At 57.8% G+C, this 18,079-nt stretch carries 21 protein-coding genes; 7 read left to right on the forward strand and 14 right to left on the reverse strand.

Going from position 1 to position 18,079, the window contains the following annotated elements:
* Positions 1-155: 155 nt before the first annotated feature.
* Entirely contained in the window at positions 156-2,330 is a 2,175-nt protein-coding gene (locus tag RYB09_RS26115) for a TonB-dependent siderophore receptor (RefSeq protein ID WP_058400141.1), read from the reverse strand.
* A 301-nt stretch (positions 2,331-2,631) separates the two neighbouring features.
* Here RYB09_RS26115 and RYB09_RS26120 point away from each other — a divergent pair, with 301 nt between their 5' ends.
* A complete protein-coding gene (locus tag RYB09_RS26120; protein WP_004657615.1) occupies positions 2,632-2,940 on the forward strand; it encodes a PepSY domain-containing protein in 309 nt (102 codons plus the stop codon).
* A 92-nt stretch (positions 2,941-3,032) separates the two neighbouring features.
* Here the strand turns inward: RYB09_RS26120 and RYB09_RS26125 are convergent, their stop codons facing one another.
* The 8 genes from RYB09_RS26125 to RYB09_RS26160 form a co-directional block, all read right to left on the reverse strand.
* Complete coding sequence (locus tag RYB09_RS26125; protein WP_058400140.1) at positions 3,033-4,196, reverse strand: PQQ-dependent sugar dehydrogenase; 1,164 nt, start codon at positions 4,194-4,196, stop codon at positions 3,033-3,035.
* Between the two features lie 62 nt (positions 4,197-4,258).
* Positions 4,259-4,579 carry a hypothetical protein gene (locus RYB09_RS26130; RefSeq protein ID WP_058400139.1) on the reverse strand — a complete coding sequence of 107 codons (321 nt, stop codon included), beginning with the start codon at positions 4,577-4,579 and terminating at the stop codon, positions 4,259-4,261.
* A gap of 248 nt (positions 4,580-4,827) precedes the next feature.
* Complete coding sequence (locus tag RYB09_RS26135) at positions 4,828-6,021, reverse strand: GAF domain-containing sensor histidine kinase (protein WP_058400138.1); 1,194 nt, start codon at positions 6,019-6,021, stop codon at positions 4,828-4,830.
* A gap of 115 nt (positions 6,022-6,136) precedes the next feature.
* A complete protein-coding gene (locus RYB09_RS26140; RefSeq protein ID WP_316890854.1) occupies positions 6,137-7,312 on the reverse strand; it encodes a PAS domain-containing sensor histidine kinase in 1,176 nt (391 codons plus the stop codon).
* Complete coding sequence (locus tag RYB09_RS26145) at positions 7,302-8,123, reverse strand: alpha/beta fold hydrolase (protein ID WP_058400136.1); 822 nt, start codon at positions 8,121-8,123, stop codon at positions 7,302-7,304. Before RYB09_RS26145 ends, RYB09_RS26140 begins: the two co-directional genes overlap by 11 nt.
* Before the next feature lie 338 nt (positions 8,124-8,461).
* A complete protein-coding gene (locus tag RYB09_RS26150; RefSeq protein ID WP_058408494.1) occupies positions 8,462-8,899 on the reverse strand; it encodes a nucleoside deaminase in 438 nt (145 codons plus the stop codon).
* 28 nt (positions 8,900-8,927) lie between these two features.
* The gene (locus tag RYB09_RS26155; protein WP_058400134.1) at positions 8,928-9,428 is read right to left on the reverse strand and encodes a hypothetical protein; all 501 of its coding nucleotides are present in this window, start codon (positions 9,426-9,428) and stop codon (positions 8,928-8,930) included.
* A gap of 134 nt (positions 9,429-9,562) precedes the next feature.
* Positions 9,563-10,576, reverse strand: a complete 1,014-nt coding sequence (locus RYB09_RS26160; protein ID WP_316890856.1) for an ABC transporter substrate-binding protein — start codon at positions 10,574-10,576, stop codon at positions 9,563-9,565.
* A 121-nt stretch (positions 10,577-10,697) separates the two neighbouring features.
* On the opposite strand from RYB09_RS26160, the gene RYB09_RS26165 reads away from it, so the two are divergent.
* Complete coding sequence (locus RYB09_RS26165; protein ID WP_316890859.1) at positions 10,698-11,108, forward strand: GNAT family N-acetyltransferase; 411 nt, start codon at positions 10,698-10,700, stop codon at positions 11,106-11,108.
* 24 nt (positions 11,109-11,132) lie between these two features.
* On the opposite strand, the gene def is transcribed toward RYB09_RS26165, so the two are convergent.
* The 3 genes from def to RYB09_RS26180 all read right to left on the reverse strand — a co-directional run bounded on the left by def (position 11,133) and on the right by RYB09_RS26180 (position 13,106).
* Positions 11,133-11,672, reverse strand: coding sequence for a peptide deformylase (gene def / locus RYB09_RS26170; RefSeq protein WP_058400131.1), 540 nt, complete (start codon positions 11,670-11,672; stop codon positions 11,133-11,135).
* A 47-nt stretch (positions 11,673-11,719) separates the two neighbouring features.
* Positions 11,720-12,688, reverse strand: a complete 969-nt coding sequence (locus tag RYB09_RS26175; protein WP_058400130.1) for a YihY/virulence factor BrkB family protein — start codon at positions 12,686-12,688, stop codon at positions 11,720-11,722.
* A gap of 226 nt (positions 12,689-12,914) precedes the next feature.
* Positions 12,915-13,106: a CsbD family protein gene (locus RYB09_RS26180; RefSeq protein WP_002554399.1), complete on the reverse strand. Its 192-nt coding sequence runs from the start codon at positions 13,104-13,106 to the stop codon at positions 12,915-12,917.
* Between the two features lie 244 nt (positions 13,107-13,350).
* Here RYB09_RS26180 and RYB09_RS26185 point away from each other — a divergent pair, with 244 nt between their 5' ends.
* Entirely contained in the window at positions 13,351-13,731 is a 381-nt protein-coding gene (locus tag RYB09_RS26185; protein WP_058400191.1) for a hypothetical protein, read from the forward strand.
* 78 nt (positions 13,732-13,809) lie between these two features.
* On the opposite strand, the gene RYB09_RS26190 is transcribed toward RYB09_RS26185, so the two are convergent.
* Complete coding sequence (locus RYB09_RS26190) at positions 13,810-14,211, reverse strand: DUF2177 family protein (protein ID WP_058400129.1); 402 nt, start codon at positions 14,209-14,211, stop codon at positions 13,810-13,812.
* Between the two features lie 38 nt (positions 14,212-14,249).
* Entirely contained in the window at positions 14,250-15,086 is an 837-nt protein-coding gene (locus RYB09_RS26195) for a S1 RNA-binding domain-containing protein (RefSeq protein ID WP_316890862.1), read from the reverse strand.
* A gap of 306 nt (positions 15,087-15,392) precedes the next feature.
* Between RYB09_RS26195 and RYB09_RS26200 the strand changes: the two genes are divergently transcribed.
* The 4 genes from RYB09_RS26200 to RYB09_RS26215 all read left to right on the forward strand — a co-directional run bounded on the left by RYB09_RS26200 (position 15,393) and on the right by RYB09_RS26215 (position 18,067).
* Positions 15,393-15,581: a hypothetical protein gene (locus tag RYB09_RS26200; RefSeq protein WP_002554403.1), complete on the forward strand. Its 189-nt coding sequence runs from the start codon at positions 15,393-15,395 to the stop codon at positions 15,579-15,581.
* 167 nt (positions 15,582-15,748) lie between these two features.
* The gene (locus RYB09_RS26205; RefSeq protein ID WP_004657591.1) at positions 15,749-16,261 is read left to right on the forward strand and encodes a hypothetical protein; all 513 of its coding nucleotides are present in this window, start codon (positions 15,749-15,751) and stop codon (positions 16,259-16,261) included.
* A 144-nt stretch (positions 16,262-16,405) separates the two neighbouring features.
* Entirely contained in the window at positions 16,406-17,134 is a 729-nt protein-coding gene (locus RYB09_RS26210) for a TorF family putative porin (RefSeq protein WP_058408498.1), read from the forward strand.
* A 69-nt stretch (positions 17,135-17,203) separates the two neighbouring features.
* Positions 17,204-18,067 (forward strand): DUF6279 family lipoprotein, encoded by an 864-nt coding sequence (locus RYB09_RS26215; RefSeq protein WP_002554406.1) that lies wholly within the window; start codon positions 17,204-17,206, stop codon positions 18,065-18,067.
* Positions 18,068-18,079: the final 12 nt, after the last annotated feature.

The raw sequence follows: 18,079 nt of genomic DNA on the forward strand, positions 1-18,079 counted from the left end.
CAACTATCGTGCGGCGCTCCGCGTCGCATGCCGTTTCTGGACGCTCCGCGTCCTCTTGACGACGCAGAGCGTCGTGAACTGCACTCCCACGCTGGAGCGTGTGGAACGAGAATCCCGACGATCGTGCCAACGCTACGTGCAGTAGAGCCCGTCCACTAAAAGTTGACGGTGGCCGACAATCTCGCCGTTCTGGGTGCGCCCATGAATAGGTAGTCGTCACCCAGATACTCCCCGGCATCACGCCAGTAGCGTTTGTCGAAGAGGTTGTCGACGGTCAGGCGCAGGACCGTGTCGTAGCCGCTGATTCGGGTGCTGTAACGGCTGCCGATGTTGAACAGTGTGTAGTCATTGACCTGCACGGAGCCTTCACGGTCAGCGTACTTGCTGGCGCTGTACTGCATCCCGCCGAGTAAGGCGAGCCCGGGCACCGGCAGGCTGTAGTCGGCTTGCAGGGTGCCACGGTATCTGGGCACGTTAAGGGCCTGATGATCGTCATAGGCCTCGGTGCCGCTGCCTTCGACCCGCGCCCGGATGGCCGCCGCACTGGCGGATATCTGCAGGCGGTCGGTCACCCAGCCACTCGCCCCCAGTTCCAGGCCGGTGTTCTTCTGCTCGCCCTGCTGGACGTAGGTAAACGTGCCGTCATCGTTGGGTCTGGAATACTGGTAGGCCTGGCGGGCCTGAAACACTGCTGCCGTCAGGCTTATACGCTGCCAGTCATACTTGATGCCGGCTTCCAGTTGCCGAGACACGGTGGGCGCAAGTATTTCACTGGCATTTGTGGTGAACCAGGCCGCCGTCCCGCCCAGCGACAGGCCCTTGCTGTAGCTGGTGTAGAGCGAAACGTTGTCCACCGGCTTGTAGATCAGCGCCGCCTGCGGTAGGAACACATAGCGCTCGGTGTGTCGCGCATCGCTGCCGTCCTCGTTGAACGCCTGTTCATCAAGCCGCACCCCGCGCCCGCCCAGCACGGTTTGCCAGTGCTCGTTGAAACTGATCCGGTCGGTGATGAACAGCCCGTACTGACGGCTGTCCAGACGGCGCTCGGTATGTGGCAGCGTCATAGGCGACGGTGCCACCGATTCAGGCGACTCGTTGATCGTGCCCGAGCCGACGAATTCATTGAAGGTCCCGCGCGTATCGACGGTGCGGCGGTAGGCGCTGGTGCCGAAGGTCAGCTCGTGCCCCAGTGATCCGGTAGTGAATGTACCGGACATGGCCGCTTCGACCTCATCATTACGCCGCGTGTCGTCCGGGCTGCGGAAGTCGTAGATGTCGTAGCCACCCTCGGCGCTGAAGTGGTTGGGCACCGCTTCGGCTGCGCAACTGGCCGAGCCGTAACAGCCCCATGCAAAGGCGCTGTAGTCATCAATGACCACGCGACTGCGCGACGCACTCAGGCTGCCCTTCCAGCTGTCGTTGAACCGGTATTCGAAACGCCCGTTCATGTTCAGCGAGTCGATGCCCACCGGGTTGGACCAGTTTTGATAGCCCAGCAGCTTGCGTGGCGAGGCGTCGTGAGGCAGCACCGTGCCGCCGAGCAATTGATAACCGGGCACCGAGCGCTGCTCTTTGCTCTGATACTCGATGTCGAGTTGCAGCAAGGCGCGCTCGCTGATGTTCCAGTCGAAGGCCAACGAGGCGAAATCACGCTGACCATCGGCGTGCTCGACGTACGAGCGAATGTCTTCATGGGCCAGGTTGGCGCGCAGCCCGAACTGCTGTTCGCTGCCGAACCAGCCGCCGACATCGGTCGCGAGGTAGCGCTCGCCGTGTTCGTTGGTAGATACCGTTACCGAGCGAACATCCTGCGCGCGCTTGGTCTGGTAGTTGATGACACCACCGGGCTCTGAAACGCCGCTCTGCAAGCCGGACAGCCCCTTGAGCAACTCGACCTGCTGCTTGTTCTCCAGCGCCACGTTCTGCTCGCCGGCAATGCTGCGGCCGTTGATGCGATAACTGTTGGCCGCGTTCAACGAGAAGCCGCGCACCACAAAGTTTTCGTAATAGCCTACCGGCGCATAGCCGTCGCCGACCGAGGCATCGTTGCGCAGCACGTCACTCAGCAGTTTTGCCTGACGGTCCTTGATCAGCGCTTCGCTGAACACTGAAACCGAGGCAGGCGTGTCCAGCAGCGAAGCCTGATCAAACCCGTAAATCGACGCCCGACCAGCTTTATAGTCGCTGGCACCTTCCTGTTCGCTGAACCCGGTCACGTTGACCGCGTCCAGAGTGAGCGGATCCGCAGCCATTAGCGGCGAGGCAACAGCCATGCCCAACGGTAACAATCGCCAGGCATGACGCATGGCAGGTCGGTAGGGCGTACTCATCGATCAGACTCCGCAAGGACAGGTGCCTGGACAGACGCGATGCACCTTCCGGCAGGGGGCCAACCTTTTACGTTCACTGCCGTTTTTTTTCAACCTTTACGTGACGGTCTGCCGGTAAACGAATGACGCGGAAAAACTCTACTTACGTATCAGGGGAAAGAAGCCACCGCAAAAAACGTAGCGCACCGGAATAATTAAGCGTGAATTAAGTAAGTGTGGCTAATCTGAATTCAACAAAACCGCTGAACCAATCAGCGTGTCACGAATCCATTGAAACAGATCAATCAGAAAGGAATACCCTATGAAACTTATGCCTGCCGTCTTCGCCGCTGTTGCCCTCACTGCTGTTGCAGGTGCCGCCCAGGCCGACGTTGGTCCCGATGAAGTGATCCGCCTTTACAAGTCTCAGGCATTGGGTGACTTTGAACAGTTCAACAAGCAGGCCGTTGCCAAGCACACAGGCTTCACGGTCCACGATACCGAGCTGGAAAAAGAACGCGACGGCCGCCTGGTCTATAAGATCGAACTGAAAGACGCCAAGGGTGTGGAATGGAACTACGACGTCGATGCCAAGACGGGCGAAGTGGTACGTGACGCAAAGGATAACTGATCCGACTGCACTAACAGTCATCGCACCGAGAAACAATAAGAAAACTCCCACTACATTGTGGGAGTTTTCTTTTCCAAAGGTTTAACAGGTTATTACTGAGCCAACCCGACTTTCAGTAACTTCCCCTTGTCTTCATCCGTCAACAAATACAAGTAACCGTCCGGCCCCTGACGCACATCGCGTATCCGCTGTTTCATGCCTTTCAACAGCCGTTCTTCATGAACGATCTTGTCGCCATCAAATTGCAGCCTGATCAATTCCTCAGTGGCCAGCGCGCCGATGAACAGATTGTGATCCCACGCCTTGAACAGGCTGTGGTCATAGAACGCCATACCGCTGATGCCCGGTGACACTTCCCAGACCTGAAACGGTACTTTTGTGCCTTCGACAAACTTGCCTTTGGCTTCCGGAATCGGCTCGCCCGAATAATTGATACCGTGGGTCGCAATCGGCCAGCCATAATTCTGGCCACGCTCGATGATGTTCAATTCATCGCCGCCCTTGGGCCCATGCTCGTTGGTCCACAACGTACCGGTCCACGGGTTGAGCGCTGCGCCCTGCTGGTTGCGATGGCCGTAGGACCAGATCTCGGGCCGGACGTTTTTCTGCCCGACAAAAGGGTTGTCTTTCGGCACGCTGCCATCCGGGTAGATACGTACGATCTTGCCTTGCAGCTTGTCCAGGTCTTGCGCAGTGGGACGATCGTTGTTCTCGCCCAGCGCGATAAACAGGTAACCGTCGCGATCGAATACCATCCGCGCGCCGAAGTGGTTGCCCACCGATAGTTTTGGTTGCTGACGGAAGATGACTTCAAAATCTTCCAGCCTGGTCAGGTCTTTGGATAGACGGCCTCGCCCTGCCGCAGTACCCGCAGTATCACCCTCGGCGGCGGTCTTGCCACTGCCTTCGGAGTAGGTCAGATACACCATGCGGTCCTTGGCGAAGTCCGGGGAAAGCACGACGTCGAGCAGACCACCCTGCTTTTTTGCCCAGACTTGCGGCACACCGGAAAGCGGCTCGGATAATTTGCCATCCGCCGACACGATACGCAGGTTGCCGGAACGCTCCGTCACCAGAATGCCCTGCTTGTCAGGCAGAAATGCCAGTGCCCATGGGTGATCCAGACCTTCGGCAACCGGGGTGACCGTGACGGTGCCTTGTTCGCTTTTGTAGGTTTCCGGGGCGGCGCCTGCCGTCAGCGGCAGGCTCAAAATGGCAGCGGTACACCATGTGGCGATCAGGGTTTTTCTAAGCATGAGCGTTTCCTTATGCATTGAGTCGACGTCCCGCGGTGAAACGGGCTCGCAGGGTTGAAGATTCAATTGGCGCGGCTGGGGTCGGTTGTCGGCGTAGAGGGACGCGGAGCATTCTGGCGCGTGGGGTAGCCGTTGCCGATACCGCCGTTCTCCAGCGTAGGCCTGCGCACAGGCGGCGCAATATTGGAGCCGGGCGCGCGGGGCGTGATTGACTCGGTGCCCTGACGGCTGTTGGGGTTGGAGCGCTTGATCGGGCTGTTATAGGGGTTGCTGCTGGCGCCGTTGTTGAGTGTGCTGTTTGGCAGTGTCTGCGCCTGAACAGCACCGATGCCACATGACGCGATCAGCACGCCCCCTACAAGATTGCGCAAAAAACTGTTCATCACTACCTCTTGGCAAAGGTGAAACTGCGGGGTAACCGTGAAGACTCAGGCCTTTGACGGCAGCCCAGGCCTCAGGTTCGACCCGACAGTGTCGATGAGCAAGCATAGCGGTGTGAGAGTTTGTAACAAGGATGTTCAAAGCGCATACCTTCAGCCATGCGCGACGCCACGCAGGCTCGGCCCTGGCGCAAGGCAAGGAAGCGCTGCGCCCAGGTCATGCAATCGCACGTCGTGTTTTACGGGCGTAACTACGCCGACTTCGCCGACTTCAAAGGCATGCTGAAGGTGAAGACAGTGCCCTGCTCTTGTGTCGAGCACACTTCAAGCGTACCGCCATGCGCCAGGGCTATCTCGCTGGCGATATAGAGCCCCAGGCCTAGCCCGGCTTGCGGCTCGTCGGTGATTGGCCGTGAGTAAGGCAGGAACAACTGCGAACGAACGGACTCGGGTATCGGCTCGCCCTGATTGGTAACGCTGAGCAGAAACAGATCACCGCGCACACCCGCCGTCACCTCGACCGGGCTTTGGGGATCACCGTGACTGATCGCGTTGGACACCAGATTGGACAGCAATTGCGCGATCCGCTCGTGGTCGCAGCGAATACGCTCCAGCGCCGTTATATCCGATCTGATCAGCCGGGACGGGTGAACGCGGCGTATCTCTGACACAACATGTTCAAGCGTTTCATCCAGCCCGTGCGCATCGTGCATGCTCAGCGGAATACCATGCCCCATGCGGCCACGGGCAAAGTCGAGCACGTCGTCGACCAGTTGCGAGGCGCGTTTGCCAGACGTCAGGATGTGTTGCACGACTTGCAGGGCCTTTTCATCCAGTGGCCGACGCAGCAGCAATTCGGCACTGGCATTGATGGCAAACAAAGGGTTGCGCAGGTCGTGCCCCAGAACGGCGATGAACTGCTCGCGCAGCTCTGCCACCTCACGCTCGGCCAGAAGGTCTTCACGCACTTGCTGCAGGTTTTCCTCGGCCTCGATCTGCAGTGCCAGAAGACGCGCAAACGACGCCATCATCGCCTCGATGGGTGTACCGGTCAGCTTGGCGGGCTTGGGGTCCAGCGCACAGATAGTGCCGAAAAAGGTGCCATTGGAGAGGAAGATCGGCACCGATATGTAGCTCTGGAAGTTGTATAAACGCGGCGTATGGTGCTCACAAAACAGCGGATCCTCAGCGACATGATCAATCACCACAGCCTTGTGGGAGCTGCGAATCTCGTGGCAGATTGTGCTGCTCAGTTCCAGCTCGCCGCCGGGTTTCAAACCAAAATCCAGCTTGTCCAGAACCGCGCAGGCCATCCAGGTACTTTCGGTGACACGCGCCACGGCGGCAAAACCCAGGCCGGTGGATTCGGTGATGACTTGCAGGATGGCCGGAACCGCGCTGATCCGGCTGATCTTGGCTACATCATTTGAAATGGATTGCCGCATGGAGAACCTGTATCAGCCTTGAGGTAATGGCGCAGCGTTTAGTTTAGGTCTGTAACGATCGTTGTGCACCCGTGAATACGCCACGTTGGCCGAAGAAACCTGGCCGTACGCTCATTCACGCAGGAGGGCGCGGGAAGGCCACGGTGAACGTCGTACCCTCCTCAGCAGAAGAGCGAACCGTCACCTCACCCAGATGAGCTCGAACGATCTCGCGAACGATGAACAGGCCGAGCCCGACTGTGCGGGTTTCGTCACTGTCACTGACCACCCGTACGACGGGTTCGTACAGGTCGTCCACTTTCTCCATGGGTATCGGTTCGCCGACGTTGTGCACCGACAGCTTGATCAGCCAGGTATCGAAGGAAGACGTGATCAAAACCTCGCTGCCGTCCGTGCCATAGTTGATGGCGTTGCTCACCAGATTACCAAGCATTTGCAGCAGACGATCCGGATCCGCCGAGCACGCACCCTGCCCCTCGCTGCGATGCGTCAGCACTCTGTGCGGGAAAACCTGGCGCAGCTCTTCGACGCCCCGGGCGACAACCGCGTGCAGATCGATAGCCTGAGGCACCACGGCAATACCGCTGCCGACGCGGGCATGGGTAAAATCCAGCAGATCCACAATCATGCGGTCAGCCCGGTCAGTGGAGTGATGGATGTGCCCGAGGATTCGTTCTTGCCGAGACTCCAGTTGCGTGCGCTCCAGCAGCCCGGCCGCCATTTTGATCGCCGCCAGCGGGTTGCGCAGGTCGTGGCTGACGATGCCAATCATCTGCTCGGCAAAAATGGCCCGTATTTCCGCCTCGGCGTGAGCCAGACGCAGGCGATTGCGTGCCGAGGTAAGTTCTGTCTGAACAGCCATTTGTTGCTGCAACAGCTCTTCGGCGATCTTGCGCGCAGCAAGCAGTTCGCGTTCGTACTTGTTACGCTCCTCGGCCATGAACACGGCCACTTCATGCAAAACCCCGGTCGGATGCTCGCGGCGCACGGCATTGAGCATCATGGGGATGGCGCGGCCATCGGCATGAATCAATTCGACCTTGACCTCGGCAATTGACCCCTGAGTTTGCAAGAGCGGTGCCCAGTGGGTTTGCAGGAAGACTTTGCCTGCCAGATTCAACAGGTCCTGAAAGCGGCGACCCAGAACAGCTTCACGCCCAAGGCCCAGCCAACGGCAGAACGTCAGGTTGGCACGCTCAATGGTGCCATTGGGCAAGGTAACCAACAGACCGCAGGCCGCATGTTCGTACAGGTCTTCTGTCACTGGCAGACTCACCTGTTCAACCGTCATGTGCAGCGCTCTCGTAAGACGCCAGAAACTGATTCATGGCGGTTATGCATTCCTGCGGCGCGCTCATGTGCGGGTAATGCCCCACGTTGTCGATCATGTGCAAGGTGCTGTCGGCAATGACACGGTGCAGGTACTCGCCAACCTGCACCGGCACCACCAGATCGTCACTGCTTTGCATGATCAGCGTCTTGCTTTTGAGTTTCGCGACATCGGCACGATGGTCGGAAAGGAAGGTCACGCGGGCAAACTGCCTGGCGATCTCGGCGTTGGTACGACAGAAGCTGCTGGCGAGTTCTTCACCCAGTTCAGGCCGGTCAGAGGCCCCCATGAGTGTCGGTGCCATGGTGCTCGACCAGCCCAGGTAATTGCTTTCCAGCGTCTCAAGCAACGAGTCGACATCGGCGCGAGTGAAGCCGCCCACGTAATCACCGTCGTTGAGGTAATGGGGCGATGGACCCACCATGATATGACCGGCGAACCGGCCGGGCGACTGAAGCTCGGCAAGCACTGCAATCATGCAACTGACCGAATGACCGACATGCACAACCGGGCCGTTTCCGGCGAACTCGTCGACCAGTTCCAGCAAGTCGCTTGCGTAGCCCTTGAGCGACGCATATTTGTGCGGGTACCAGGCCGATACGTCAGAGTCTCCGCTGCCAACCAGGTCGAACAGCACAACCTTGAAGCGTTCGGCAAAGTGCGGAGCCATGAAGCGCCACATGTGCTGATCGCAGCCGAATCCATGAGCAAAAATCAGGGTGGTCGGTCCGTCGCCCACGATATTGACGTTATTGCGCTGTTGGACCGACATATCGGGCTCCGAAAATAATCAGGCACACGGCCTGTTGTGCATACCGTAATGATGATGAGAGGAGATTATCACCGTTAAAGGCACACTAGTGGCACAAACAGCACTTTAAGTCCGGGGCGGAAGAAGATTATTGATCGATGATCAGGATCGGGCCATTGAGGCCTGAGCGTCGGCTAAGCGCGCTGCCTCGCAGGCTGAGGATGTGTGACGCAGAACGTCACCAAAGGCATGTCAACGCAGAGCATTGGCACGGCAGGCAAGTATCGCGATGACTATTGTGTCAATTGCACTGGCACGAGCCCGTTCTCGGGCTCATGACCTGGAGGTTTAACCCCCCCTTACTCGCCGATATCTTCGTTCCACAACTCAGGCTTGCTGGCGATGAAGCCCTGCATCATGTGCTTGCAATCCTGGTTATCAAGCACCTCGATCTGCACGCCACGCGAGCGTAGCAGTTCCTCCTCGCCCATGAACGACTGGTTCTCGCCGACGATCACCTTGCGAATGCCGTAAAGCAGGATAGCTCCGCTGCACATCGCACAAGGAGACAGCGTGGTATAGAGCACCGCATCACGGTATACGCTGGCCGGTTGGCGGCCGGCGTTTTCGAGAGCATCCATTTCGCCGTGCTTGGTTGCACTGCCCTCCTGCACACGGCGGTTATGCCCCCGACCAATGATCTTGCCATCGTGAACAATGACCGAACCGATGGGGATTCCACCTTCCTTCAGCCCTAGTTGTGCCTCATCGATTGCAGCCTGCATGAATGCGTCCATGGTTTTGCCTCATATCATCGAATGGATGTCAGCGTTGCAGTGCTGCCTGAGCGTTGCCCAGCGCACGACTTACAAATTGTCCCAGCAGCTCCGAGGACCGGGCTTTCATGTCGGCGCTGACCTGGGTGTTTCTGGCTCTGAATCTGCTCACCAGGGAAGGCGAGTCCTCGCCCTGATTGAGCGAACGCAATTCCTCGGCCGTAAATGAATGGGCATAGGCCGCTGCCAGATTGCGGTCCCATTGCGCTTGATACTCAGGTTGCAGGCGCTGCAACTCTTTTTGCACCAGTTCCTGAGCTTCGGTCTTGCCAATTGCCTGCACGATACCGGCAAACGTCGCTGTGCGCGAGGCGACCTGATAACCCAGCCAGGCCAGACCTTCGCCCAGATTTCGCTGTTCCACCAACGCCAGCGCCATGTCATCCGCTTCTTCGGCGTTGACCGGGTGCATCGCGTCCAGGCACAGGCAAGCCATAAGCGCCAGACAGGTCTGCCACGCACCTCGCGAGCCCTGGATGTGATCAGCCATGGCTCCTCCTGAGCATGAATTGACTGAACCCTGAACTTAACAGCTCGGCAGGGCTTTACCACCCGGCACGTCGTATACCGGCCATTGATGACGCTATCAGCTATGCCCCGTCCATGATCCTTGCAGCGCAACGGTCAAAGGCTGTGACTGACCTTGGCGGCAACATCGGCTGGCAACCAGGCTTTCCAGACCTCAGGGTGCTGCTTGAGGAACCTGGCGGCGGCGACGCTGGGGTCCTCATGTTTGTCACTCATTTCACCCAGTGTCCGGTTGAGCAGATCAATCGGAAAATCAACGTTTTTGAAGACACTCACCAAATCAGGGTATTGCTTGCTGAATTCTGCCGACACACCGATAGACAGCGTCGCCGCCAGCGAGGAGGTGCCACGCGGGTTGGGGTTGCTGGCATCGGTAAGGGTTTTCCAGGCTTCTGCATCGAAAGCGGGCTCTTCCAGCTTGATCAGCTTGTACTTGCCCAGCAGGGGTGTGGGTGACCAGTAATAGAACAGCACTGGTTTGCCACGGCGGATGGCCGATGCGACTTCGGCGTCCAGCGCCGCGCCCGAGCCGGTGCGAAAGTTGACGAAGCTGTCTGTCAAGCCATAAGCCTTGAGCTTCTGGGTGTTGACGATCTCCGAAGTCCAACCGCTCGGGCTGTTCAGAAAACGACCCTTGTCGGGCGATTCAGGGTCTTTGAAAACGTCCTTGTAGCGCGCCAGGTCAGCAACAGACTTCAAATCGGGCGCTACAGGTTTGATGCCTTTGGCGGCATCGCCCTTGATTACGTACTCAGGCACCCACCAGCCTTCAGTCGCGCCTTTGACGATGTTGCCCAGGCCGAGCACCTTACCGTCAGCTTCAGCCTTGACCCACACCGGGCTGCGTCCTGTCCACTCTTCAGCGATCACCTGAATGTCATTTTTCGCCAGCGCAGTTTCCAGACTGACGGTGCTGCCGGGCAAGGTATCAGTACGGTAGCCATAGCCTTTCTCGACGATGGTACGCAGCACCTCGGTGATCAGGCTGCCACTTTCCCAGGTGAGCGCACCGAACTGGATAGGCGCGTTTTTTTCAGCAGCCCCTGCTGTCTGCCCAAGCAGCCCCAGCGCCAGAAGTGAACAGCCCAACAGTCGTGTTATCGATTTCATGCTCACCTCAAATGGCGCGGGAAAAAACGGGTCTGAAACTATCGACAGCAGCCCGTAGCGATTAGTTGTGACGGCTTTAGCCTCTGTATGATGCGAAGCCCACGTTCCGAGCCCGTCCGCGATGTCTGAAATCCGCTTTTACCCGTTACCCGATGCATGCCGCCCGCTGCTGGGCAAGTTTTACCGTGAGCACCAGTCATCAATGCGCGCGGCCAGCAAGGGGCAGGCGTGGGTGGCGAAGCAGGCAGAAATCATCGGCGCCTTGTGCCTGACGCCCGTCGCTGATGGGCATTGGCTGACCGGGCTGTTCGTAGCGCCCTCCATGCGCGGGAAAACAGTGGCGCGAAGCTTGATCGACGCAGCGCTGCAGCCGCTGAACGGGCCGGTATGGCTGTTCTGCCATCCGGATTTGCTGGGGTTTTACCAGCTCGCCGGGTTTGAGACAGCACAACGTCTGCCACACACCCTCGGTGAGAAATTCATGCGCTACAGCCGCAGCAAACCGCTGATTGCGCTTTGTCGGGAAGCCTGACGGTTTTGCAGAGCGGTTAGACGATCATTCATCGGCATTGGGGTCCATGTCCGGGAACATTACGTCCATGAAGCCGAACTTGCTGAAGTCGGTAATGCGCGACGGGTAGAGACGACCAATCAGATGGTCGCACTCATGCTGCACGACCCGCGCATGAAACCCATGGGCAACACGCTCGATCGGCTGGCCATCAGGGTCGAAACCTTCATAGCGAATGCTCTGGTAACGATTCACCATACCCCGTAACCCCGGCACCGACAGACACCCTTCCCAACCTTCTTCCAGGCTCGGGTTCAACGGGGTAATCAGCGGGTTAAGCAGGATGGTCTGAGGGACAGCCTCGGCCTGAGGGTAGCGCTCACTGCGCTCGAAACCGAAAATGACCAGTTGCAGATCAATGCCGATCTGCGGTGCGGCAAGGCCCACACCGCCCACGCTGTGCATGGTCTCGAACATGTCGGCAATCAGCGTATTGAGTTCGCTGCTGCCGAACATGTCTGCGGGCACCGGAGGGGCGATGCGCAACAGGCGCTCATCGCCCATTTTCAGGATGCTACGGATCATGGCTGCGTTGTTCCTTGCCTAAAAAGCAATCTTGCCACAGAACGCGATCAGGTTTCGTCAGCCTTCTGCAGTGGCACCGAGTGATCGCGGCCCAGACCGGAAACATGCTGTTTGCCTGTTTCGCTGCTTTCCTCGCCCAGCCCGTCGCCTGCTTCCTTCTCGCCTGCGTCCTTGCCTTCGGCGGACATATGCTCGATCACCGCATTCATTTCAGCCCCAAGCAACAGCACGGCAGCCGAAATGTAAAAGTACAGCAGCAGGACAATGATCGCGCCGATACTGCCGTACATGGCGTTGTAATCGGCAAAGGTCTTGACGTAAAAACCGAAGGCCAGTGAAGCAACGATCCATACCACCACCGCCAGCACCGAACCTGGGGTAATAAAGCGAAACTCCTGTTTGACGTCAGGCATCACGTAATAGATCAACGCCACCGCAACCATCAGCAGAATGATGATCGCCGGCCAGCGCAGGATGGTCCACAGCGTCACGATGAAGTCTTCCATGCCGATCTGGGCTGCAATCCAGTTCATCACTTGCGGCCCCAGTACCATGAAAGCCGCTGCCGCGAGCAACATGCCGGCAATGCCTACGGTGTACAGGATCGAAAGCGGGAGGCGCTTCCAGATAGGCCGCCCTTCGACCACGTCGTATGCAGCGTTCATGGCACTCATCATCAGGCGCACACCCGCCGAGGCGGTCCATAGCGCGATCACGATACCGATGGACAGCAAGCCACCCTTGGACTGTTGCAACTGGTCGATGACCGGGTTGACCTGCTCGAGCGCCTGGGGCGGCAGGAGGAATTCCGATTGCAGCCGCAACCAGGAAAAAAAGTCCGGCAGGTGCAGAAAGCCGATCAATGCGATCAGAAACAACAGAAACGGAAACAGAGAGAACAGCATCTGATAAGCCAGTGCCGAAGCATAGGTCGACATCTCGTCGTCGAGGAACTCGTTGACGGTGCGCAACAGCACTTTACCAACTGGCAGTTGACGCAAATGGGGGAAAATCATGGCGCTTCCTCTCGCTCCCTTACTGGAAAACCTCACATCCTGAAAACCGGTACTTCATGCATGCAGTGTCCCGCATGTGGCGCTGAGATGCGAATACCGATGGCACATTGACTGGACAGGTCGTGAAAGGTTTCAGTCCCGCAGAGCAGAAAGCATAACGGCCATCCGTGGATGGCCGTTATCAGTCTTGCCTGATCCCGGCATGAAAGCGCCGGGACCACTCGACTCAAGCCTTGTCCACGCCCTTCTTGATCGCGTCCTTGGCTTTACCTTTGGCTTGCTGGCCTTCGCCTTTCAGCTCTTGCGCCTTGCCTTCAGCCCGCAGTTTGGTGTTGTCGGTAGCCTTGCCAACAGCCTGCTTGACGTTACCAACTGCTTCGTTGGCCATACCTTTGGCTTTATCGCTGGTGCTGCTCATCGTGAATCTCCTGGGTCTGAAGACCGCGCTGGAATCGGATGTCGTACTCGACAAAACGGTTGACCTGCGCCTGTTGCGAAGAGTTTCAACTATTTTCTGGCCGGCTGATGCCGCTCGTCTGCCATTTGCAATGGCGCGCTTTTCGCCCGCCGACGGCGAGTTTGCATCGAAGTTTGTGCGAGAATGCGCGCCACTGTTGTCCGGCAGGGCCGACACGCTGAACAAACCGATTCACAGGAACGTTATGAAACTTGATAAAAAGCTGGCCATTGCACGCAGAAACCAGGACCTGGGCGGCGCGGTGCTCGGCGTCAATAACACGCACTTCGCCGTGCTGGACCGAAAAAGAAACATCTGGTGGTTCGACCTGCCTGTACCGCGCCTGCAAGTTGGTCAGTACGAATGGCTGCACTTGCTGCTGCACACACCTGAAACCGACCAGTTGCTGCACCTGAAAGTGACCACGGTATTCATGCGTGATCACATGGAAGGCCTTGAAGTGCGCAATGCGGACAAACGCAAGCCGACCGTCAGTCTGGAGCTGAGCGCCGACAAGGATTCATTCCTCAAGGACATGCGCCCCAAGGGCAGCAACCTGGGTTTTGCCGCCTTCTTGCAAAAATAGCTGCACCAGCAGTCGCCACGTTCCCGCACGGCTCGGGATGAAAGTTGCCAATCGGCAACCTCATCCCGGCCTGCCGCTTCACGTAAACCGACGCACCGCCAGATACCCCGCCGTCCCGGCCAATGCCGATACCACCGTGCCCCACGCAAGGTCCACCAGCGCCAGTTGCGCAGGCCAGCCCTGCAAGGTGGCCCAGTTGGTCAGGTCATAAGTGCCGTAGGCAACCAGCCCCAGCAGGCCACTGAACAAGGTCGCACGGCTCAGTCGCTGCTCCCTGACCGCGGGCATTACGCCGAAAACCACAACGCCTGCCCCGTAGAGCAGATAGAACGCTATTGCAGGTCCTGCCACGGGCGTGGCAAGCATCAGCGGCCCGAGCCATTCACGGTAGGTCGGCCCCATGAGCACGCCCAGCCACAACCCGTCGAGGATCAGAAACGCCAGTAACGTGCCGAGGTAAGCGGTGAGTATTCTTTTCATGGGACGTCCTTGATGAAATTCCGGGCCCGGGCGATATATCAGACCAGGTCGATACGGTCAGCGTGAATCACGATCTGCCCCTGTTTGTACAACGCACCGATAGCTTTCTTGAAGTTACCTTTGCTGACCCCAAACAGGCCGCTGATGACCTGCGGATCGCTTTTGTCGCTGACTGGCAATGTACCGTTGTTCTCACGCAGCTTTGAGAGAATTTTCGAATTCAGGCTGCTCGCTGCTTCTGCGCCCACCGGCTGCAGGCTCAGGCTGATATTGCCGTCGGCACGGATTTCCTTGATGTAGCCCTTTTCCTGCTTGCCGGCGCGCATGAACTTGAACACTTCGTTCTTGTGAATCAAGCCCCAATGCTTGTTGCTGATAATCGCCTTGAAACCCATATCGGTCGCTTCGGCGACCAGCAGGTCAACCTCCTGGCCGACGCTGTAACTGGCCGGGGTTTTGTCCAGATAGCGATCCAGGCGCGCGGTGGCGGTGATGCGCCGCGTGTGCTTATCGAGGTAAACATGAACCACACAGTATTCACCGGCCTGCAAGGTACGCTTCTCTTCGGAGTACGGCAGCAACAGGTCCTTGGGCAGGCCCCAGTCGAGGAACACGCCGATGCTGTTGACTTCAACCACCTTGAGGCTGGCAAACTCACCGACCTGCACTTTGGGTTTTTCAGTGGTGGCGATCAGCTTGTCTTCGCTGTCCAGATAGATGAACACATTGAGCCAGTCTTCATCTTCAGTAGGAATATCCTTGGGGATGTACCGATTGGGCAGAAGGATTTCACCATCCTGCGCACCGTCCAGATACAGACCGAAGTTCGTGTGCTTGACGATTTGCAAGCTGTTGTAGCGCCCGATTAAAGCCATTTCCAGATACCCTCATTGCGTGGGCGGCATTCTACCCGACTTTAACGCCGGGTTCGCGCCGCGTGGCAGAAGGTGCCGACATGGCTTCCACTCGTCAGTTTCCCCGATCGAAACGGCTTGACGCGCTCGGGCAGCACAAAGGCTACCAGTCATAAACTTGTCTTTTAAAACAGAGTGTTAGATTTAAATCGCGCAGAGCCCAGGCAGCTCCGCCAAACGGCCGACCTCGGGCGAATGCCATATTTGCCAAGCAATAATCAAGCGTTTCCTGTACTCTGGCTGGCCGTATTACGTTTATGAAGGTAAATGGCAGCCATGCGTATCAAAGCATCCCACTCGAAAGCCAAACCCGCCCCAGCCGTTGAAACGAGCGATTCGATCAACGCGCAGATTGCAGCTTTCCTGAAGTCCGGCGGTGAAATCCAGCAAATTGCCAAAGGCGTGAGTGGCCAGACCTTCGCACCTTCCAAGCAGATCAATCTCGGTAAAAAGTAAAACCGCGCCCTGCCTGTCGATCTCTATGCGCCTTGACGCTCAAGGCGCTAGATTGACGATCCTTCGCTGGATATTCTTCCGGTCACGCTGCTACTCTCTCCTCTGATATCACTATGACCACGAGCTGGATCACGCTCTGGACGTTATCTTCTTTGTGGAATGCTCGAATGAAGAACTGGATGCTTTTCGGCGCACTTGTCTACCTTGGCGGCTGCGCATCGCACCACTGCGAAAACGGTCCCAATGACAGTCAGCTCACCGACAGCCCATGCCGGGCGGGGCATCTGCTTTATCAGAACGACATGCTCCAGGCCAAGTTGCTGATCAGCGAAGACGACCGCGAAAACTACGAACTGGCCGAAGCCATGTTGCGCCGTGCCGCACTTGACGACGCATCAGGCGAAGCCGAGTTCTATCAGGCCGTACTGTTGATCCGTCAGCAGGCCGATCAAAAACAGATTATCGAGCTGCTGCAGACTGCGGCAAAACACAAGCATCCACTGGCCATCGCCCTGCTCTCGCAACAGCTGAGCGTCAGCGACCCGAAACTTGCTGAACGTTACCAGGCCGAGTACTCCCAACTGGACGTCGCCAAGAGCGGCTACCCGTCGTTTCAACAGGCGCTGGTAGTGATTCGCGGCCTGGTCATCCCCTCGGCGCGCACCACTGCGGCTAACTGACACACAACGGATCGACGAACGGTGCGCCCTCGGCCAATTTCAACGGTATCCTTGCGAGGCTCTAGCTCGCGGCTTGTGTCGGCTCCTGAGCCATTTTCGATACGCCATCCCTGACCACACTCCTCGCAGATCAAGGAGTGAGCCATGCTCAGCCCTCGCTTACATGTGCTGTCTTTCAGCGCCATGCTTGTCTGTCAGTCCGTCTCTGCCCAGGTTCTGGAGCGGGACTTGGGCGACTTCGACCTGAAACTGGCAACTACGCCCACGCGCAGCATGGCGCAAGGCCTGGTGACGCCGAGCGGCGGCTCGGGCTCCTTTCATGGCGGGCTGGACCTGACCCACGAGAGCGGCTTCTACTTCGGCCAGTGGGCACCGAACATGGGGTTTGCTTCCGATTCCGGGATGGAACTTGACTCCTACATGGGCTTCAAGAAACCCTTCGATAATACCTTGGGCTATGAACTGGGGATGATTCGTTACAGCTACCCCGATACCAGCCAGATCGACAGTCACGAGTTCTACGCCGGACTGCGCATGCGAGACAGCCGCATCGGCGCAGCATTCAGTAACGATGTCGGCACACGCGACAGCACGGTATTTGTCGACCTGGGGGCTATCGAGCAACTGGGTGTGGGCGTGCGCATGCAGTACGCCAATCATCAGTTTGATACCCCGCAATCTTCCGCCGACGGCGGGTTGATCAACGGTTTCAACGACTGGTCGCTGAACCTGTCACGCCCCTGGCTGGGCATTGACATGAACCTCATCTACAGCGGCTCAAGCCTGAGCGGCGGCGATTGCAGTGTCTACAGCGGCCACAACGCTCGCTGTGAAGGGACGTTTACGCTCAAAGCGGTGCGCTCGTTCTTTTAAAGGCTCAAACCGGTTGAACTGCCAGACGCTACACTCCTCTACTGCACGTCAGTACGCCAAGGAGTTGTCATGCAGTCTTTATTCAAAGCCCTCATCACCCTGTTGATGACCGTTGCGCTGCTTGCAGGATGCAATCAGGTTGGACTGGCGTATCGCAATCTCGACGTCATCATCCCGTGGACGCTCAGCGACTACCTGGACATGAACTCGGAACAGAAAAGCTGGCTGGATGTGCGGCTCAAGCAACACTTGAGCTGGCATTGCAGTACCCAGTTGCCGGAGTATCTGACCTGGCTGGACAAGCTTGAGGACATGGTCAAAACCGACCAGGTGACGTACGAGGGGCTGGAGGCCCGCACTCGCGAAGCCAAAGAGGCGATAGCGAAAATATCGAAGGAAATTACCCCGTCTGCTGTGGAATTGCTCTCGCGCTTTGATGACAAGCAAGTGCAGGAGATGCAGGAGTCGTTCGCCAAGGATCAGCGCAAACGTGAAAACAAATACCTTGAGCAACCACTGGAACGCCAGGTTGCCGAGCGCGCCGACCGCATGCAAAAACGCCTGACGCCGTGGATCGGCAAGCTGAATCAGGCGCAGAAAGATCGAATCCAGGCCTGGTCCGCCTCGCTTGGCGAGCAAAACAAGGCGTGGATTGAAAACCGTACTCGCTGGCAGAACCTGTTTCTGGCTACTGTGCAACAGCGTCAGGCCAGCGATTTCCCGCAGCGCATCGCCGCACTGTTGCAAGACCGTGAGACCTTCTGGACGCCCGAATATCGCAAGGCCTATGACCAGACCGAGAAAGCGGCGATATCGCTGATTGTCGACGTTACCGCCATGAGCACACCGGAACAGCGTGCAAAACTGCTGAGCCGCATCGCCGACATGCGCAAGGACTTCACTGATCTGGATTGCCTGAAGTCACAACAGTGATCCGATAGCACT

The sequence above is a fragment of the Pseudomonas syringae group sp. J254-4 genome (assembly GCF_032586855.1).
In the GTDB taxonomy this organism is placed as follows: Bacteria; Pseudomonadota; Gammaproteobacteria; order Pseudomonadales; family Pseudomonadaceae; genus Aquipseudomonas; species Aquipseudomonas amygdali.

Excerpts from the sequence above, each read along its gene's own strand:
- RYB09_RS26150 (WP_058408494.1), bottom strand. The coding sequence starts at position 8,899 with ATGGACGCATTCATGCAGGCTGCAATCGATGAGGCACAACTAGGGCTG.
- RYB09_RS26185 (WP_058400191.1), top strand. The coding sequence starts at position 13,351 with ATGAAACTTGATAAAAAGCTGGCCATTGCACGCAGAAACCAGGACCTG.
- RYB09_RS26155 (WP_058400134.1), bottom strand. The coding sequence starts at position 9,428 with ATGGCTGATCACATCCAGGGCTCGCGAGGTGCGTGGCAGACCTGTCTG.
- RYB09_RS26125 (WP_058400140.1), bottom strand. The coding sequence starts at position 4,196 with ATGCTTAGAAAAACCCTGATCGCCACATGGTGTACCGCTGCCATTTTG.
- RYB09_RS26120 (WP_004657615.1), top strand. The coding sequence starts at position 2,632 with ATGAAACTTATGCCTGCCGTCTTCGCCGCTGTTGCCCTCACTGCTGTT.
- RYB09_RS26130 (WP_058400139.1), bottom strand. The coding sequence starts at position 4,579 with ATGAACAGTTTTTTGCGCAATCTTGTAGGGGGCGTGCTGATCGCGTCA.
- RYB09_RS26145 (WP_058400136.1), bottom strand. The coding sequence starts at position 8,123 with ATGTCGGTCCAACAGCGCAATAACGTCAATATCGTGGGCGACGGACCG.
- RYB09_RS26175 (WP_058400130.1), bottom strand. The coding sequence starts at position 12,688 with ATGATTTTCCCCCATTTGCGTCAACTGCCAGTTGGTAAAGTGCTGTTG.
- RYB09_RS26180 (WP_002554399.1), bottom strand. The coding sequence starts at position 13,106 with ATGAGCAGCACCAGCGATAAAGCCAAAGGTATGGCCAACGAAGCAGTT.
- RYB09_RS26140 (WP_316890854.1), bottom strand. The coding sequence starts at position 7,312 with ATGACGGTTGAACAGGTGAGTCTGCCAGTGACAGAAGACCTGTACGAA.
- RYB09_RS26215 (WP_002554406.1), top strand. The coding sequence starts at position 17,204 with ATGCAGTCTTTATTCAAAGCCCTCATCACCCTGTTGATGACCGTTGCG.
- RYB09_RS26205 (WP_004657591.1), top strand. The coding sequence starts at position 15,749 with ATGAAGAACTGGATGCTTTTCGGCGCACTTGTCTACCTTGGCGGCTGC.
- def (WP_058400131.1), bottom strand. The coding sequence starts at position 11,672 with ATGATCCGTAGCATCCTGAAAATGGGCGATGAGCGCCTGTTGCGCATC.
- RYB09_RS26195 (WP_316890862.1), bottom strand. The coding sequence starts at position 15,086 with ATGGCTTTAATCGGGCGCTACAACAGCTTGCAAATCGTCAAGCACACG.
- RYB09_RS26135 (WP_058400138.1), bottom strand. The coding sequence starts at position 6,021 with ATGCGGCAATCCATTTCAAATGATGTAGCCAAGATCAGCCGGATCAGC.
- RYB09_RS26160 (WP_316890856.1), bottom strand. The coding sequence starts at position 10,576 with ATGAAATCGATAACACGACTGTTGGGCTGTTCACTTCTGGCGCTGGGG.
- RYB09_RS26200 (WP_002554403.1), top strand. The coding sequence starts at position 15,393 with ATGGCAGCCATGCGTATCAAAGCATCCCACTCGAAAGCCAAACCCGCC.
- RYB09_RS26115 (WP_058400141.1), bottom strand. The coding sequence starts at position 2,330 with ATGAGTACGCCCTACCGACCTGCCATGCGTCATGCCTGGCGATTGTTA.
- RYB09_RS26210 (WP_058408498.1), top strand. The coding sequence starts at position 16,406 with ATGCTCAGCCCTCGCTTACATGTGCTGTCTTTCAGCGCCATGCTTGTC.
- RYB09_RS26165 (WP_316890859.1), top strand. The coding sequence starts at position 10,698 with ATGTCTGAAATCCGCTTTTACCCGTTACCCGATGCATGCCGCCCGCTG.
- RYB09_RS26190 (WP_058400129.1), bottom strand. The coding sequence starts at position 14,211 with ATGAAAAGAATACTCACCGCTTACCTCGGCACGTTACTGGCGTTTCTG.